The following is a 17041-nucleotide window of genomic DNA, read 5'->3' as shown; positions in this document are numbered from 1 at the left end:
CACACCAGAAAGGTCCACGATCACCGTGACCCACGAGCTTCTTACGATCGGGCGCATCAGCGTTGATATCTACCCGAACGATATCGGGGTGGACCTGGAGGATGTCACGTCCTTCGGGAAATACCTCGGCGGTTCCCCGTCCAACGTGGCGGTGGCCGCAGCCCGGCACGGCCGGCGCGCAGGCGTCATCACCCGCACCGGGGATGATGCCTTCGGCAAGTACCTCCACCGGGAACTGCGCAAATTCAACGTGGACGACTCCTTCGTGACCGCCGTACGGCAATACCCCACAGCCGTCACGTTCTGCGCGATCAAGCCGGCAACGGACGAATTCCCGCTCTACTTCTATGGACGCTTTCCCACGGCCCCGGACCTCCAAATCAGCGCCGAAGAGCTGGACCTGGACGCCATCCGGAACGCAGGAATCTTCTGGTCCACCGTCACCGGCCTGTGCCAGGAGCCCAGCCGCAGCGCGCATCTTGCCGCTCACGAGGCCCGGCCGCGCACCGGCCTGGCTGACGGCCAGTTCACCGTGCTCGACCTGGACTATAGGCCTATGTTCTGGGCTTCGGAAGAGGAAGCACGCGCCCAGGTGGCAAAGATCCTGCCCCATGTGACTGTCGCGATCGGCAATGACAAGGAATGCGCCGTCGCCGTAGGCGAGGGAACCCCGGATGAGCAGGCGGACCGCCTGCTGGCCGCGGGAGTGGAGATCGCCGTCGTCAAGCTTGGCGCTGAAGGCGTGATGGCCAAAACCCGCACGGAACGCGTGGTATCCGCGCCGGTCCCGGTGGAAACCGTGAACGGCCTGGGCGCCGGGGACTCGTTCGGCGGCGCTTTCTGCCACGGGCTGTTGTCCGGCTGGCCGCTGGCCCAGGTGCTGGATTACGCCAACGCCGCCGGGGCGATCGTCGCCTCCCGCCTCTCCTGCGCAGACGCGATGCCCACCCCCGCAGAGGTCACTTCACTGCTGGCCGAACGCGGCCGTCCCGTTCCGCAGCTTGCCACCGAAGGAGCAGCACTGTGACCATCAATATCTCCAGCGGCCCCGAGGCTGCCGCCGGCAGCGTCGGGATGGACGTGGATGACGATCCCCGCCGCTACGAGCACCTGAGCACCATCCGCCTGGAAGACCCGGAGGCCGTGGCACGGGCAGCGAAGTCCCGCCGCCGCCACCCCGGCCTGAAGTCCGGCAGGCAGAACTTCATTGTCGCCGCCGACCATCCCGCCCGCGGTGCCCTCGCGGTAGGGAATGATCCGGTAGCGATGGCGGACCGCCGCCAGCTGCTGGACCGGCTGCAGATCGCGCTGGCCAATCCCGCCGTGGACGGTGTGCTGGCCTCCCCGGATGTCATGGACGACCTGCTGCTGCTGGGCGCGCTGGATGGCAAGCTGGTCTTTGGGTCGATGAACCGTGGCGGGCTTTCCGGGCTGGTCAACGAGTTCGATGACCGGTTCACCGGCCACACCGCCGCGGCACTGGAGGCGCTCGGTGCTGACGGCGGGAAGATGCTGACCCGGATCTGCCTGGGCGATCCGGACACCGTGGTGACCCTGGAGGCTACGGCCAAGGCCATCGACTCCCTGGCCGAGCGTAAGCTAATCGCCATGGTGGAGCCCTTCCTGTCGGTCAGGGAAAACGGCCGCGTCCGCAACGACCTGTCCACCAATGCGGTCATCAAATCCATCGCCATTGCCGAAGGTCTCGGTTCCACCAGCGCCTACACGTGGATGAAGCTGCCGGTGGTCGCGGACATGGAACGTGTCATGGCCGCCACCACCATGCCCACCGTGCTCCTGGGCGGTGACCCGCAAGGAACCCAGGACGAGGTCTTCGCCAGCTGGCAGGCTGCCCTGGCGCTGCCGGGTGTCCAGGGCCTGACTGTTGGACGCACCTTGCTCTACCCCCAGGACGGGGACGTCGCCGCCGCCGTCGCCACGGCTGCCTCGCTGCTGCACCACACCTCAGAAACACCGGAGAACTAGCCATGGTCACAACAACAGGAACCCGCAGAATGACGGTGGCCCAGGCCGTCGTCGAATACCTTTCCAAGCAGTACACCGTGGACTCGGTCAACGGCGTTGAATACCGTGAGCGGCTGATCCCGGGAACGTTCGGCATCTTCGGGCACGGCAACGTGGCCGGTGTGGGCCAGGCCCTGAAGCAGTACCAGCAAATTGATCCGACGATTATGCCGTACTACCAGGGCCGCAACGAGCAGGCCCAGGTGCACCAGGCCGTAGGCTATGCCCGGCACACCCGCCGCCGCCAGACTTTTGCGGTCAGCACCTCGATCGGCCCGGGCTCCTCCAACCTGCTGACCGGTGCCGCGCTGGCCACCACCAACCGCCTGCCGGTGTTGCTCCTGCCCTCGGACACCTTCGCTACGCGCGCGGCGGATCCCGTGCTGCAGCAGCTGGAACAGCCCTACGCCTACGACCTCACCGTCAACGATGCATTCCGGCCGCTGTCCAAGTTCTTCGACCGCGTCTCCCGCCCCGAGCAGCTGTTCTCCGCGTTCCACCACGGCCTGCGTGTCCTGACCGACCCCGCCGAAACCGGTGCCGTGACCATCTCGCTGCCGCAGGACGTCCAGGCCGAGGCTTTCGACGTCCCCGAGGAATTCCTGGCCGAGCGGGAGTGGCGGATCCGCCGCCCCGAAGCGGATGATGCCGATATCGCCCGCGCCGCCGCGGCCATCCGTGCCGCCAAGCGGCCGCTGATCATCGCCGGCGGCGGTGTCCTCTACGCCTACGCCAACGACGAACTCGCCAAGCTCGTGGAACTGACCGGCATCCCGGTGGGCAACACGCAGGCAGGCGTCGGTGTGCTGCCGTGGGACCACAAGTTCTCCCTGGGCGCCATCGGTTCGACGGGTACGACGGCGGCGAACGCCATTGCTGCTGAGGCGGACCTGATCATAGGGATCGGCACGCGCTACGAGGACTTCACCACCGCTTCGCGGACCGCGTTCCAGAACCCCGAAGTGAAGTTCATCAACATCAACGTGGCCCCGATCGACGCGTACAAGCACGGCACCTCCCTGCCCATCGTGGCCGACGCCCGGAAAACCCTGGTTAAGCTCAACGCCGCCTTGGGCGGGTACCGGGTTGGCGCCGACCTGGAACAGAAGGTCGCGGCGGAGAAGCAGCGCTGGGACGCCACCGTGGACGAGGCGTTCGACACCCGCTACACGCCGCTGCCGGCGCAGAACGAGATTATCGGCGCCACTTCCCGGGCCATGGACGCCCGGGACGTAGTGATCTGCGCCGCGGGATCGCTCCCCGGCGACCTGCACAAGATGTGGCGGGTCCGCGACCCGTTCGGTTACCACGTCGAATACGCCTATTCCTGCATGGGCTACGAAATTCCCGGCGGCCTGGGTGTCAAGCGCGCGGCGCTGGCCGAAGCGGCAAGCACGACGGCGGCAGGCGGGGAACGCGCAGAGGCGCGCGACGTCGTCGTGATGGTGGGCGATGGCTCCTACCTGATGATGCACACCGAACTGGTCACCGCCGTCGCCGAACGCATCAAACTGATCGTCGTGCTGATCCAGAACCACGGCTACGCCTCCATCGGGTCCCTCTCCGAATCCCTCGGCTCGCAGCGCTTCGGGACCCGGTACCGGGCCCTGAACGAGGAACAGCACAGCTTCGACGAGGGCGAAACCCTCCCCGTGGACCTGGCCCTCAACGCAGAGTCCCTGGGCGTGAAGGTCATCCGGATCGAACCGGGGGAGAAGGTCATCGCCGAGCTCGAGCAGGCCATCCGCGACGCCAAGGCGGCACCCGAACGGGGCGGTCCGATCCTGATCCACGTCGAATCCGATCCCCTCCTGGACGCGCCAAGCTCCGAGTCCTGGTGGGACGTGCCGGTTTCCGAAGTCTCCGAGCTGGACTCGACCAAGCAGGCCTACCAGACCTATACCGACCACAAGTCCCGCCAGCGCAAACTGCTCGGCTGACCCCCTTTCCACCACTCAAGGAAGAGTCCCATGACTGCCACCATCACCCAGGCCACCGATACACAGACCACTGTCATCAACCACTTCATCAACGGCGCCGAAACGGCCGGCGAAGGTGACCGCACCACGAACGTCTACAACCCGGCCACCGGGGCCGTGTCCGCCACGCTGCGGCTGGCGAACGGGGCGGACCTGGACGCCACCGTCGCGGCCGCCCGCAAGGCCGCCGACAGCTGGGGGGACGTATCGCTGGCCAAGCGCACCGCAGTGCTGTTCAAGTTCCGCGAGCTCGTCGCCGCGCACGTCGAAGAGCTTGCGCAGCTGGTCACCGCCGAGCACGGCAAGGTCATCTCCGATGCCAAGGGCGAAATCGGCCGCGGCCTGGAGGTCATCGAGTACGCCTGCGGCATCCCCACGCTGCTCAAGGGGGACTACTCGGACCAGGTGTCCACCGGCATCGACGTGTTCTCGTTCCGCGAACCGCTCGGCGTCGTCGCAGGCATCACCCCGTTCAATTTCCCCGTGATGGTGCCGCTGTGGATGGCGCCGATGGCGATCGCCACCGGCAACGCCTTCATCCTCAAGCCCTCCGAGCGGGACCCCTCGGCCTCGCTGCTGCTGGCCAAGCTCTGGAAGGATGCCGGCCTGCCGGACGGTGTGTTCCAGGTCCTGCACGGCGACAAGGAAACCGTCGACGGGCTGCTGACCCACCCGGACGTGGACGGCATCAGCTTTGTTGGCTCCACCCCGATCGCCCAGTACGTCCACGAGACCGCCACGAAGCACGGCAAGCGTGTCCAGGCCCTGGGCGGGGCGAAGAACCACGCCATCATCCTGCCGGACGCCGACCTGGACAACGCCGCCGACCACCTCGCCGCCGCCGCGTTCGGCTCCGCCGGCGAACGCTGCATGGCCATCTCCGTCGCCGTCGCCGTCGGTGACGCCGCCGACGCCCTGGTGGGCAAGGTCCAGGACCGCGCCCGTGCCGTGAAGGTCAACAACGGCACCGCACCGGACGCCGAAATGGGCCCGGTCATCACCCCCGCCTCCAAGGAACGAATCGTCCGGATTGTCACCGAAGCCGAAGAAGCCGGCGCCGCGATGGTGGTTGACGGCCGCGACCTGGTGGTCCCGGGCCACGAGGACGGTTTCTGGGTCGGGCCCACCGTGATCGACCACGTCAAGACGGAAATGACCGCCTACCAGGAAGAGATCTTTGGCCCCGTCCTTGTGGTGGTCCGGGTGGACACCCTCGAAGACGGCATCCGGCTCATCAACGCCAACCCTTACGGGAACGGCACCGCCATCTTCACCTCCTCGGGCGCCGCGGCCCGGAAGTTCCAGCGCTCCGTCACCGTGGGCATGATCGGCATCAACGTGCCCCTGCCCGTCCCCGTGGCGCACCACTCCTTCGGCGGCTGGAAGGCCTCGCTCTTCGGCGACAAGCACATCTACGGGCCCGAAGGCGTCTCCTTCTACACGCGCGGCAAGGTCATCACCTCACGCTGGCCCGAGACCCACCACGCCTCCGGCGCTTCCTACAACTTCCCGTCCAACTGACACCAGAGAGAGACAACGCTGTCATGACTGAGAACAAGCTGATCATCGGCACCGCTCCGGACTCCTGGGGCGTCTGGTTCGCGGACGATCCCAAGCAGACCCCCTGGGAGCGCTTCCTGGACGAAGTGGCCGAGTCCGGTTACAAGTGGATCGAACTGGGCCCGTACGGCTACCTCCCCACGGACCCGGCCCGCCTGGCCGAGGAACTGAAGCAGCGCGACCTCAAGGTCACTGCCGGCACTGTCTTCACCGCCTTCCACCGCGGCCTGGACCAGTGGGAAACGGCGTGGGAGCCCGCACGCAAGGTTGCCGAACTCACTGCAGCAATGGGCGGCGAACACATTGTGGTCATCCCCGCCATGTGGCGGGACGACGTTACGGGCGAGGCCGTGGAGAGCGGGACGCTGAGCCCCCGAGCCTGGGATGACCTGTTCGCCGGCCACAACCGGTTGGGCAAGACCCTGCTCGAGGATTTCGGCCTGCAGCAGCAGTTCCACTCGCACGCTGACTCCCACGTCGGCGCCCAGAAGGACATCGAAACGCTCCTCGGTGCAACGGACCCGAAGTACCTGAACCTCTGCCTGGACACCGGCCACGCCGAATACTGCGGGGCTTCCAGCCTGGAGCTGATTAAGAATTACCCGGACCGCATCGGCTACCTGCACCTGAAGCAGGTCAACCCGGACATCCTCAGGAAGGTCAACGAGGAAAACATGACCTGGGCCGCCGCCAACCTGGCCGGGGTCATGACCGAACCGCCGAATGGCCTGCCGGACCTGCGCGCCGTCATCGAAGCAGTGGAGGCCCTGGACAGGCCGATCTTCGGCATCGTGGAACAGGACATGTACCCGGTGGCCTTCGATGTGCCCATGCCCATCGCCAAGCGGACCCGCAACTACCTGCTGTCCTGCGGCTCCCGCACCGCCGTCAACTGACGGCACGCTGACAACTACCCCTTACAGACCAAAAGGACAGAACATGACTGAAACCCTCCGCGTGGCCGTCATCGGCGCCGGCCGCATGGGCGCCGACCACATCCAGCGCCTGAACACGCGCATCCACGGAGCCGAAGTGGCCGCCGTCGTGGACGTTGACCTGGCCCGCGCCCAGGCCGCTATCGAAGGCATCCCGGGCGCGGTGGCACTGGCCGACGCCGAGGAAGCGCTCAACAACGGCGACGTCAATGCCGTCCTGATCGCCACTCCCGGCTTCCTGCACGAGGACATCCTGCTCAAGGCAATCGCCAAGGACATCCCCATCCTCTGCGAGAAGCCGCTGACCCCCGACGCCGAATCCTCCTGGCGGATCGTCGAAGCCGAGGTGGAACTGGGCCGCAAGCGCATCCAGGTAGGCTTCATGCGCCGGTTCGACGCCGAATACGCAGCGCTGGGCTCGATCATCCGGGACAACGAACTGGGCGAGCTGCTCATGCTGCACCACCAGCACCGCAACCCCACCACGCCCGAGGGTTTCACCAACGAGATGCTCATCAATGACTCCGTGGTGCACGAGTTCGACGCGGTCCGGTTCTTCACCGGCGAGGAAATCACCAGCGTCCAGGTCCGCCTGGGCAAGCCCACCAGGAACGCGCCCAATGGCCAGCACGACCCCCAGCATGTCCTGATCGAGACCGAGTCCGGCGTCCTGGCCGACGTCGAAATCTTCGTCAATGCCAAGTACGGCTACGAGGTGGCCACGCAGGCATCCTTCGAGGACGGCATCGTCAGCATCGGCGGCGACAAGGGCCCTTACACCCGCAGCGCCGGCCGCTGGGGCGGCAAGGTCACGCCCGGGTTCGAAGAGCGCTTTGGCGCTGCGTACGACGTCGAAATCCAGTCATGGGTGGACGCGGCACTTAAGGGCGAAATAGGCGGCCCCTCCGCCTGGGACGGGTACGCCACCGCCGCGTGTTGCGAGGCAGGCGTCGAAGCGCAGAAGAACGGCGAAAAGGTGGCCGTGAAGCTGGCCGCCAAGCCGGACCTCTACAACTAGCGCGCCGGTTCGGGCTGACTGATCTTCTATGGAGTGTTCACGTGAAAATCGCCCTTGACCCCACGCCGTTCCACCACTCGCACAGCCTGTTGGAGTTCCCGAAGGTTGTGGCGGACCTCGGCTATAAGTACATGCAGATGACCCCGCACGCGGACTTCATCCCGTTCTACAACCACCCCAAGGCAGATGACGAACTGGTGGGCAAGCTGAACAAAGCGTGCCGGGAAGCGGGGATCGAGATTGCCTCCGTGCTTCCGGTGCTGCGCTGGTCCGGGCCGGACGAGGACGCCCGCGAGGCCGCCGTTCGGTATTGGAAACGCGCTATTCAGATCACCGTGGACCTGGGCGTGAAGACGATGAACACAGAGTTCAGCGGCCGGCCGGAAAAGGCTGAAGAGTCTGAACGCGCGTTCTACCGCTCCATGGAGGAGCTGCTGCCCATCATTGAACGGGAAGGGATCGACCTGCTGATCGATCCGCACCCGGATGACTTCGTGGAGGAGGGGCTGGCTGCCATTCGTGTGATTCGCGGCCTGAACTCGAAGAATGTGGGCCTGGTCTATGTGGCCTCGCACAGCTTCCACATGCAGAACGCGCCGCTGGACATCATGCGGGCAGCGGGGGACAAGCTCCGCCTGGTCCATGTGGCGGACACCATGAACCACCACGCCTCGCACGGCCTGCGCTACATCACCAACCCTCCGGGCAACCCCGTGCGCGTCCACCAGCACCTGAAGATCGGCGACGGCGACGTGAACTGGGATGAATTCTTCGGCGGATTGAAGGAGATTGGATTCCTGGACCGGGATGACACGGTAATGGTTTCCAGCGTCTTTGCCGAGGACGAGAACGCCCGGGAGATCTCCCGCTACCAGCTGGAGACGATGAAGCAGTACGTGCAGAAGGTCATGGAGTAGGCAGCTGCCGCCTTGGCGGCGTGTGTCGACGGTACGCCGCGCAGCGGGGCCCCAGCCACTGGCTGAGGGCCCCGCCGTCGTTCGAGCCCCACTGGCCGGCCCTGTATCCGTTGCCAACGTCATAACATCCTAATGTCAGTACAAACTATTGACATTGGTGAGGCGGGTCACTCATGATCGTGGGGAAGGCAAAATGAATAGGCGTAATGAGGCGCCGTTCAGTCCGGATCAAAGGAGATAGATCGTGAAGAAGTTTTCCTGGCGGAAGGCGGCCGTGGTGGCAACCGTCGTGCCCATGATGGCGCTCAGCGCCTGCTCAAGCACCGGAGGCAGGACCGAGGAGGCCGGCGGCGCAGCCGGAGGCGGCCAGGTCGCTGCAACGGAACGCATGAAGGTCGCCCTCATCACCCACGCTGCTCCCGGAGACACCTTCTGGGACATCGTCCGCAAGGGGGCCGAAGAGGCCGCCGCAAAGGATAACGTGGAACTGCTCTACACCTCGGACCCCGAAGGCGGACGCCAGGCACAACTTATCCAGCAGGCCATTGACCAGAAGGTGGACGGCATTGCGGTGACGCTGGCTAAGCCGGATGCACTGAAGGACTCCCTCAAGAAGGCCGCGGAAGCCGGCATCCCTGTAGTCAGCCTCAATGCCGGCGAATCGGTCTCTGCCCAACTGGGCGCTTTCACCCACTTCGGGTCCAACGAAAAGCTCGCTGGTGCCGCAGTTGGAACCAAACTCAGCGAACTGGGCCTGAAGCACCCCATCTGTGTAATCCAGGAGCAGGGCCACGTGGGTCTGGAAGCCCGGTGCGCAGGGGTCAAGGAAAAGGTGGCCGGAACGGAGATCCTTTACGTTCCCGGAACTGACATGGCCCAGGTTTCCTCCACCGTGACCGCCAAGCTCCAGGCCACGGCTGATGCTGATGCCATCATTGGCTTGGGAGCGCCGTATACATTGACCATCCTGAAGGCGGTGGCCGGCGCCGGCAGCAAAGCCAAGGTCGCTTCGTTCGACATGAACCCCGAACTCGCCCAGAAGATTGCCGACGGAGAAGTGATCTTTACGGTTGACCAGCAGCCGTGGCTGCAGGGCTACGGCTCAATCGACGCCCTGTGGCAGGCTAAGCGCGGGGGCTTCAAAATCGGCGGCGGGCAGCCCGTACTGACCGGCCCGTCCATCGTCGACAAGGCTGCAGCCGCCGACGTTCTCAAGTTCGCCAAGGACGGCGTCCGCTAACAGCCCGCTAGCCGGGGGCAGGCTGACGCCGGGCCCCGGAAGCAAGGAGAACCATCATGACCATGACCTCAACGATCACAAAACCAGCAGTGGCAGATGAGCGCGTTGCTAAACGAAACCCTCTGCAGAAGCTGCTCGGTCGCCCGGAAGTTGGCGCCCTGGTGGGCGCAATCGTCCTCTTCGTCTTCTTCGCCTCGGTATCGCAGACGTTCATCCAGCCGAATGCCTTCGCCACCGTGCTGTACGGCAGTTCCACCATCGGAATCATGGCAGTGGGCGTGTCCCTGCTGATGATCGGCGGCGAGTTCGACCTCTCCACCGGCGTCGCAGTCATCAGTTCCGCCCTCACGGCTTCGATGTTCAGCTGGTACTTCAGCATGAACGTGTGGGTCGGCGTGACCCTCGCCCTCGTGGTCTCGCTCGGCATCGGGTACATCAATGGCTGGATTCTGATGAAGACGAAGCTGCCCAGCTTCATCGTCACGCTCGCAACGTTCCTGATGCTGACGGGCCTGAACCTCGGCCTGACCCGCATGATTGGCGGCGGAGTGTCCTCCCCGTCCATATCCGACATGGACGGCTACCAGGCCGCGCGTGCCATTTTTGCCTCCTCGGTAAACATCGCCGGGGTGGACGTCAACAACACGGTCTTCATCTGGATCGCCTTGGTTGCTGTGGCCTCCTGGGTGCTGCTGCGCACGAAGGTGGGCAACTGGATATTCGCCGTGGGTGGTGACGCGAACGCGGCCCGCGCCGTGGGAGTTCCGGTGAAGGCGACCAAAATCGGGCTGTTCATGGCCGTGGGCTTCTGTGGCTGGATCCTGGGCATGCACAACCTTTTCGCCTTCGACGCGGTGCAGTCCGGGGAGGGCGTGGGCAATGAGTTCCTCTACATCATCGCCGCGGTTATCGGCGGCTGCCTCCTCACCGGTGGCTACGGTTCAGCCGTCGGCGGTGCGATCGGTGCCTTCATCTTCGGCATGGCCAACAAGGGCATCGTCTACGCACAGTGGAACCCCGACTGGTTCAAGTTCTTCCTTGGCCTCATGCTGTTGCTGGCCACCATCGTCAACCTCATCGTCAAACGCCGTGCGGAACTGAAGTAAGGGGCATGGAGATCATGAACGCGCAAGAGATCAACCAGCAGACGCTGCTTCAAAACGAAAAAGATCCGCTCACGCACACGCCCGTGCACCTGCTTTCCCTCGACAACGTCGGCAAGCACTACGGCAACATCGTGGCCCTGCGGGATGTCACCATGGCCGTGGATAATGGCCGCGTCACCTGCGTGCTCGGTGACAACGGGGCAGGCAAGTCCACCCTGATCAAGATCATCGCGGGCCTGCACCAGCACGATGAAGGCACGCTGAACATCATGGGTGAGGAGCGAAAGTTCGGTTCCCCCCGCGATGCCCTCGACGTCGGCATCGCAACGGTCTACCAGGACCTTGCGGTAGTCCCGCTGATGCCGGTCTGGCGGAACTTCTTCCTCGGCTCGGAGCTCACCACCGGGTTCGGCCCGTTCAAGAGCCTCGATGTCCAAAGGATGAAGGACATCACCAAGAAAGAGCTCGCGGACATGGGCATCGACCTGCGCGATGTGGAACAGCCCATCGGCCAGCTCTCCGGCGGCGAGCGCCAGTGCGTGGCCATTGCCCGGGCTGTGTATTTCGGCGCCAAGGTCCTGATCCTGGACGAGCCGACGGCGGCGCTCGGCGTGAAGCAGTCGGGTGTGGTTTTGCGCTACATCCTGCAGGCACGGGACCGCGGCCTTGGGGTCATCTTCATTACCCACAACCCGCACCACGCTTTCCCTGTCGGTGATCGGTTCCTCCTGCTCAAGCGCGGCAAGTCGATCGGTTACTACGACAAGAAGGACATCACCCTGGACGAGCTCACGGCCCAAATGGCCGGCGGCGCCGAACTCGCCGAACTGGCCCACGAACTGGAGCAGCTGGGCGGCCATGGCGACATCGTCAAGGAAGTACAGGCCGAGGTTGCCGAGACAGCGGAAGCCTCGAACGGCAGCCACGCGCGGCACGCCTAGCACCGGCAGGCAACAGGCTGCGGCAGGGGCTGCGAAAACCCCTGGCCCCACCAACCATCCCTGCAACGGAGGAACAAGCATGAAAGACGTGGTCCTCGGACTGGTCGGCGTAGGGCGCATCGGCGTCATGCACGCCAACAACATCGCAGCCCTGAACACCGAACTGAACCCGGCGGAGATCAACGTCCGGCTCCGGATCACCGACGTCGCGCAGGAGCACGCCCGTTCCGTCGCGGCCGGACTGGGGGCGGAGTTCCTGCCCACCGTGGAGAAGCTGATCGGATCCGGCATCGACGGGCTGGTGATCGCCACCGGGACCGCGACGCATCCGGACCTGATCCGCGCCGGCGTGGATGCCGGGATCCCGGTGTTCTGCGAAAAGCCCGTCGCCATGAACGTGGACGAGTCCCTGCCCGTGCTGGATTACATCCGTGCCCGGAACGGCGTGGTGCAGATCGGTCACCAGCGCCGTTTCGACGCCGGCTACCTGGAAGCGCGGCGCGCCTTCCAGGCCGGTGAACTCGGCTGGATCCACTCCCTCCGGGCCGTCACCTGCGACATGGCCCCGCCGCCGGTGGAATTCATCGCCACCTCCGGCGGGCTGTTCCGCGACTGCTCGGTGCACGACTTCGACATCCTCCGCTGGCTGACCGGGCGCGAGATTGTCTCCGTCTACGCCACCGGCTCAAACAACGGCGACCCCGCCATAGGTGCAGCGGGAGACGTGGATACGGCGCTCGCCGTGGTGGCGTTCGACGACGGCACGGTAGGCAGCGTCTCTGCAAGCCGCTACAACGGGGCGGGGCACGACGTGCGGCTTGAGATCCAGGGCTCTCAAGGATCGCTGATGGTGGGGCTGGACGGGAAGGCAGCCCTGCGCTCGGCCGAAGCCGGCGTCACTTTCCCGGGCGGCACCCCGCACCGGACCTTCGCCGAGCGTTTCGACCAGGCCTACCGCTCAGAACTGCGGGCCTTTGTGGAACTGGTCCTGGGGCTGCGGGAAAACCCGTGCACCCCCGAGGACGCGGTCGCCGCCTCGCGCGTGGCCGACGCGGCGCAGGAGTCCCTGGCCACTGGCGGGCCGGTAGCGGTCAGGTCCGGGGCGGGGCAGTTGAGCTCCTGACCTGCGGCGCCGGCTCGAGCTTTTCGGCGACGGCGGGCTGGTCCGCCGTCGCCCCGCAGCGCGCCCTCCGCCTCATCCGGGGGCCGGTATGGCCTGCCGCGCCACGTCGTCCAAGGCGGCGGTGCGGGAGGAGGTCCTCACGGAAGCCAACGATGCCAGTTGCGGGCCGCGGCCGGCCTCAGGCTCCGAACGGCAGCCGGGGGTCGATGTCCTGGGCCTCCCAGCCCTGCCGGACCCAGCCGTGGTGGGGGTCGTCGCTGATCAGCCATTCGCGCACGGGACCCGGCCCGGCCATCACGTTGAGGTAGTACATGTCGTAGCCGGGAGCGGCCATCGCCGGACCATGCCAGCCGTACGGGACCAGGACAACATCACCCGTGCGGACCTCCGCGGCCACGTCGATGGGCCGCTCGTCCGAGGCGTAAACGCGCTGGTAGCCGATCGCATCCGCGTCAGCCGGCGCCCCGGAGCCGGCGGCGACCTGCGTTTCGAAGTAGTAGATCTCCTCGAGCTGGGTCTCGCCGTCCTTTTCCTCGTCATGCTTGTGCGGCGGGTAGGAGGACCAGTTGCCGGCCGGGGTCAGGACTTCACAGACGATGAAGCGGTCGGCTTCCAGAGCCGCGGGAGTGCCGAAATTGTGCACCTGGCGGGAGCAGTTTCCCGCCCCGCGCAGCTCCACCGGCGTTTCGGCAGCGCTGACCAGGCGGGTGGGGTACGACGCCCGGGCGGGCGCCGTGGCGACGGCGACGCGGCCGCCGTCGGACGAGCTGATGGCGACCTCGCGCCCGGCGCCGGAGTACAGGACGTCGCTGGGGCCGGCAAAAACGGACGGGCGCCCGCCCAGTGCGTAGTCCGTGCCGTCGACCGTGACGGTGAATGCCCCGTTGAGCGGCACCACAATGCGTTCCTCATCGGCGGCAGGGAGTTCGACGGCGTCGCCCGCGGCCAAGGTGGCCACCTTCAGTCCGGTGTGTGCCCACCCGTCCACGGCGAGGGCGGAGTCGGAGGTGCCGATTGAGACGTCCCATGCACCCTCGGCGGCGGTTCCCAGCGGGTAGACCCAATTGGTCATGAAGAAGTTCCTTTGCGTTATCGCTGTACGAGTGTCATTTCAAAGCTGTAGGAGTCCGCGCGGTAAACGTGGTGGCCGGTCTCCACGCGCCGGCCGGTGTCGTCCACGGCCGTGCGTTCCATGGTGACCAGGGCGGAGCCCGGGGCTGCGTCCAGGAGGGGTGCCTGGTAGTCGTTGGCGATCATGGCGCCGATCCGCTGGTTGGCCAGGCGGAAGTTGACGCCGCCGCGGCGGAGGATGGAGTAGAGCCCTTCGGCGACCAGCATGGCCTCGTCCATCTCTGCGATGTCATCGCGCACCCAGTTCTCCATGAGCGCCAGCGGCGTGCCGCCCACCTTGCGGAGCCGGGTGAAGTGGTACACCTTGGAGCCGGCGGGCAGCTGGAGGGTGGCCAGGGTGGCCTCGTCCGCTTCCACGTGGGCGAAGCTGAGGACCTCGGTGGTGGGCTTCTTGCCGTTGTTGGTGAGGTCGTCAAAGAGGCTGGACAGTTCCAGCGGGCGGCGGACCTGGCTGGAGACTACCTGCGTGCCCACACCGCGCTTGCGGACCAGCAGTCCGGACCGTACCAGCTCGTCCATGGCCTTGCGCATGGTGGGCCGGGAGAGGTTCAGCTGGGCGGCAAGGTCGATCTCGTTGTCCAGCCTGCTGCCCGGCTCCAGTACTCCGCTGTAGATGGCCGCCTCGATACCCTGCACCACCTGGTGGTAAAGGGGTACGGGGGAGGAGCGGTCGATGCTGAGACCCAGGTTGTTCGCCACGTTCTTTTCCTGTTCTAGGTTGCGGCTGCCGCTGGACCCGGTCGGGCACCTGGCTGCTTTGCCGCCATATGTTCTCTTGATAGGACATACGTTTGTACTAGATCGTAGCAGTCCGACGCGGCCGGTCAAGGGCATGAGGGGAGCCTTGGTCTGCGCCGGGGCCGGGGCCGCTCCCTCACCGCAACGCAGGGCCAGACGCTGCCCGGTTCCGGGCCTCCGGAGCGCAGGATATGACCCGGCGTTACGTGGGCGGGTGGCCTACGCTGGGAAAATGACCAGCAGAAGGCGGCGCCCATGAACCTCTCGGGAAGCCTCGGCCCCCACCCCCACAGCCTTGAGGTTGAGGACCTGGCGAGCTTTGACCGCATGGTGGCGGCAGGGTCCGTGGACATGCATGGCTGGCATGCGCAGTCGCTGGACCTCCGCGGCAGGTCCGCGGACCTGGAGCGGCTGCAGGTTGAGGGCGCCATCTTCCTGGGCTGCACGTTCGACGACGGGATGGAGGACTCCCTGCGCCGCCGCGGCGCCCTGATCTTTCCCCGCCTGGACGGCGTGCCCTTCAACCCGTACCGCGCCGCCCTCTACAGCCCGCAGGAACTGTACGCCGGCCTGGCGGACGCCCCCTATGAGGAGTTGCCCGATGCGCGCATCTACCAGTGGAGCATTCGGCCGGGCCAGCGCCACCGCGTCGACGCGACTCTCGCCTCCGCCCTCCACGACCACGCCATCGGCGATGCCCTGGATGAACTGACCGGAACCGGCGAGTGGTCCGGCCTCCAGATAGTGGGCGTGATGGGCGGCCACGCGGCGCAGCGCGGCAGCGCGGATTTCGCCCAGGCGGCGAGGCTGGGCCGGCTCGTCGCACAGTCCGGGCGCCTCGTGGCCACCGGCGGCGGGCCGGGAGCCATGGAGGCGGCCAACCTGGGTGCCTACCTCAGCGCGGCGTCCGACGGCGACGTCCAGGCCGCGCTGGAGACCCTGGCCGCCGTCCCGGGGTTCCGTCCCTCGGTGTCGGCGTGGGCGCGCGCGGCGGCTGCCGTCGTCGAACGCCACCCGGCAGGCACCCCGTCGCTGGGGATCCCCACCTGGTTCTATGGGCACGAGCCGCCCAACTACTTTGCCAGCCACATCGCCAAGTACTTTGCCAACGCCATCCGCGAGGCCATCCTGCTGGAGCTGTGCCGCGGCGGCATCGTCTTCCTGCCCGGCGCGGCCGGAACCGTCCAGGAAATCTTCCAGGACGCCTGCGAAAACTATTACGGCGCCCGCGAAAAAATCACGCCCATGGTCCTGGTGGGACGGGACCACTGGGAAAACCGGTACCCGGCGTGGCCCATGCTCCGCAGCCTGGCGGAGGGGCGCGCCATGGCCGGGAGCATCTTCCTGGTGGACACGGTCGAGGAGGCCGTGGAGGTCCTGGGGAGCTGAGCAGCTGGGCAGCTGGCCGGCTTGCGGCTAGAGGTCCTTGCGGCAGGGGACCTTGCTGAGCTGGAACAGCCCGTTGAGGTCGCCGTCGGAGAGACCTTCCGGCAGCCCGATCTCCGGGTACATCAGCTGGGTGTGGTCCTCCACATGGTCAAGGCCCATCACGTGGCTCAACTCGTGGAGGATTACCGCCGTGGCGTACATCGGCCCGTCCGGGTGCTGCAGCTCGTTGGCGATCTGCGGGGCGTCGAGGTCCAGGCCGCCGGTCACGAAAGTCTTGGGTCCGCCGTCGTACCCGAAATGCGTGCTGCCGCCGGTGCCGATGACCTTGCCCTTCAGCTGCGGGGCCGCTTCCGGGGTGGTCCAGGAAATCAGGAGGGGTGCCCAGCGCTCGCCGTAAGCTTCGGGCTGGTACGGGGGGCGCTGCGCGGAAGGCTGCTCGGCGGTGGTGCCGTCGTAGACGAACGTGATGCCGGTGGCGGCCGAGATGGCGCTGATGGCGTCCGGGACGAGGTGTTCCGCACCCGCCGGGGCCAGTGCGGCGTTGACCACATAATGAAGCGGCCGGCAGGGGGAGTAGCCCACGGGGCTGCCGTCGCCGTTGACCGCCAGGAAGCGGTAGGAATCGCTGGCGACGGCCGGCCGGGCCGGGGTGGAGAGGGGCTCGTCAGCCTCCTCGAAACCGGGCGGGGGCGTTTCCGGTGCCACGCTGGCCGGCTGGGCGCCGTCGTTCCCGGCAACCCCCACGGCCCTTGGTGCGGTGCCGATCCTGATGTCCAGGAGTTCGTGGATGCGGGGATCGTCCAGGGCTGCGGCGCCGCCGAAGGCCGCTGCTGCACACAGGAGTCCGGCCAGGAGGATCCGTACCGCCGTCGCGGAACTGCGCTTACGCGCGTTGGCATCGACATGCCGCGGTGTCCGGGTCTCGTTAAGCTCCAAGCG

15 protein-coding genes are annotated in these 17041 nt (G+C 66.4%); 12 read left to right on the top strand and 3 right to left on the bottom strand.

The genetic code is table 11. The features are described 5' to 3' along the window. The first annotated feature begins 25 nt into the window (after nt 1-25). The 11 genes from iolC to ACIQCN_RS10845 all read left to right on the top strand — a co-directional run bounded on the left by iolC (nt 26) and on the right by ACIQCN_RS10845 (nt 12844). Entirely contained in the window at nt 26-1027 is a 1002-nt protein-coding gene (gene iolC / locus ACIQCN_RS10895) for a 5-dehydro-2-deoxygluconokinase (protein WP_400608155.1), read from the top strand. Nucleotides 1028-1074: 47 nt separating this feature from the next. Continuing rightward, a complete protein-coding gene (locus ACIQCN_RS10890) occupies nt 1075-1986 on the top strand; it encodes a deoxyribose-phosphate aldolase (protein ID WP_400610970.1) in 912 nt (303 codons plus the stop codon). A 29-nt stretch (nt 1987-2015) separates the two neighbouring features. Then, a complete protein-coding gene (gene iolD / locus ACIQCN_RS10885; protein WP_400610889.1) occupies nt 2016-3965 on the top strand; it encodes a 3D-(3,5/4)-trihydroxycyclohexane-1,2-dione acylhydrolase (decyclizing) in 1950 nt (649 codons plus the stop codon). A 30-nt stretch (nt 3966-3995) separates the two neighbouring features. Then, nucleotides 3996-5525, top strand: a complete 1530-nt coding sequence (locus tag ACIQCN_RS10880) for a CoA-acylating methylmalonate-semialdehyde dehydrogenase (RefSeq protein WP_400610888.1) — start codon at nt 3996-3998, stop codon at nt 5523-5525. A gap of 23 nt (nt 5526-5548) precedes the next feature. Further along, nucleotides 5549-6460, top strand: a complete 912-nt coding sequence (locus ACIQCN_RS10875) for a sugar phosphate isomerase/epimerase family protein (protein WP_400610886.1) — start codon at nt 5549-5551, stop codon at nt 6458-6460. Between the two features lie 43 nt (nt 6461-6503). Further along, on the top strand, nt 6504-7517 hold the full coding sequence (locus tag ACIQCN_RS10870) for a Gfo/Idh/MocA family protein (RefSeq protein WP_400610885.1): 1014 nt from the start codon (nt 6504-6506) through the stop codon (nt 7515-7517). A 41-nt stretch (nt 7518-7558) separates the two neighbouring features. Further along, nucleotides 7559-8434, top strand: a complete 876-nt coding sequence (locus ACIQCN_RS10865) for a sugar phosphate isomerase/epimerase family protein (RefSeq protein WP_400610883.1) — start codon at nt 7559-7561, stop codon at nt 8432-8434. 244 nt (nt 8435-8678) lie between these two features. Beyond that, entirely contained in the window at nt 8679-9674 is a 996-nt protein-coding gene (locus tag ACIQCN_RS10860; protein ID WP_400608145.1) for a substrate-binding domain-containing protein, read from the top strand. A 56-nt stretch (nt 9675-9730) separates the two neighbouring features. Then, nucleotides 9731-10780, top strand: a complete 1050-nt coding sequence (locus tag ACIQCN_RS10855; RefSeq protein ID WP_400608143.1) for an ABC transporter permease — start codon at nt 9731-9733, stop codon at nt 10778-10780. A 14-nt stretch (nt 10781-10794) separates the two neighbouring features. Continuing rightward, on the top strand, nt 10795-11721 hold the full coding sequence (locus tag ACIQCN_RS10850; RefSeq protein WP_400610968.1) for an ATP-binding cassette domain-containing protein: 927 nt from the start codon (nt 10795-10797) through the stop codon (nt 11719-11721). Nucleotides 11722-11800: 79 nt separating this feature from the next. Continuing rightward, nucleotides 11801-12844 carry a Gfo/Idh/MocA family oxidoreductase gene (locus ACIQCN_RS10845; RefSeq protein WP_400610881.1) on the top strand — a complete coding sequence of 348 codons (1044 nt, stop codon included), beginning with the start codon at nt 11801-11803 and terminating at the stop codon, nt 12842-12844. 178 nt (nt 12845-13022) lie between these two features. Here the strand turns inward: ACIQCN_RS10845 and iolB are convergent, their stop codons facing one another. Next, nucleotides 13023-13916, bottom strand: a complete 894-nt coding sequence (gene iolB, locus ACIQCN_RS10840; RefSeq protein WP_400608139.1) for a 5-deoxy-glucuronate isomerase — start codon at nt 13914-13916, stop codon at nt 13023-13025. A gap of 17 nt (nt 13917-13933) precedes the next feature. Beyond that, nucleotides 13934-14674: a GntR family transcriptional regulator gene (locus tag ACIQCN_RS10835; protein WP_400608137.1), complete on the bottom strand. Its 741-nt coding sequence runs from the start codon at nt 14672-14674 to the stop codon at nt 13934-13936. A gap of 294 nt (nt 14675-14968) precedes the next feature. Between ACIQCN_RS10835 and ACIQCN_RS10830 the strand changes: the two genes are divergently transcribed. Next, nucleotides 14969-16102, top strand: a complete 1134-nt coding sequence (locus ACIQCN_RS10830; RefSeq protein ID WP_400610879.1) for an LOG family protein — start codon at nt 14969-14971, stop codon at nt 16100-16102. 27 nt (nt 16103-16129) lie between these two features. Here the strand turns inward: ACIQCN_RS10830 and ACIQCN_RS10825 are convergent, their stop codons facing one another. Continuing rightward, on the bottom strand, nt 16130-17038 hold the full coding sequence (locus ACIQCN_RS10825; RefSeq protein WP_400610877.1) for a matrixin family metalloprotease: 909 nt from the start codon (nt 17036-17038) through the stop codon (nt 16130-16132). Nucleotides 17039-17041: the final 3 nt, after the last annotated feature.

This window comes from Pseudarthrobacter sp. NPDC092424 (assembly GCF_044754925.1).
Lineage (GTDB): Bacteria > Actinomycetota > Actinomycetes > Actinomycetales > Micrococcaceae > Arthrobacter.
The sequence above is the reverse complement of the archived record's forward strand: the minus strand, read 5'-3'. Positions and strand labels throughout refer to the sequence as shown.

Excerpts from the sequence above, each read along its gene's own strand:
- iolD (WP_400610889.1), top strand. The coding sequence starts at position 2,016 with ATGACGGTGGCCCAGGCCGTCGTCGAATACCTTTCCAAGCAGTACACC.
- ACIQCN_RS10845 (WP_400610881.1), top strand. The coding sequence starts at position 11,801 with ATGAAAGACGTGGTCCTCGGACTGGTCGGCGTAGGGCGCATCGGCGTC.
- ACIQCN_RS10880 (WP_400610888.1), top strand. The coding sequence starts at position 3,996 with ATGACTGCCACCATCACCCAGGCCACCGATACACAGACCACTGTCATC.
- ACIQCN_RS10850 (WP_400610968.1), top strand. The coding sequence starts at position 10,795 with ATGAACGCGCAAGAGATCAACCAGCAGACGCTGCTTCAAAACGAAAAA.
- ACIQCN_RS10875 (WP_400610886.1), top strand. The coding sequence starts at position 5,549 with ATGACTGAGAACAAGCTGATCATCGGCACCGCTCCGGACTCCTGGGGC.
- ACIQCN_RS10870 (WP_400610885.1), top strand. The coding sequence starts at position 6,504 with ATGACTGAAACCCTCCGCGTGGCCGTCATCGGCGCCGGCCGCATGGGC.
- ACIQCN_RS10890 (WP_400610970.1), top strand. The coding sequence starts at position 1,075 with ATGGACGTGGATGACGATCCCCGCCGCTACGAGCACCTGAGCACCATC.
- ACIQCN_RS10830 (WP_400610879.1), top strand. The coding sequence starts at position 14,969 with ATGAACCTCTCGGGAAGCCTCGGCCCCCACCCCCACAGCCTTGAGGTT.
- ACIQCN_RS10855 (WP_400608143.1), top strand. The coding sequence starts at position 9,731 with ATGACCATGACCTCAACGATCACAAAACCAGCAGTGGCAGATGAGCGC.
- iolB (WP_400608139.1), bottom strand. The coding sequence starts at position 13,916 with ATGACCAATTGGGTCTACCCGCTGGGAACCGCCGCCGAGGGTGCATGG.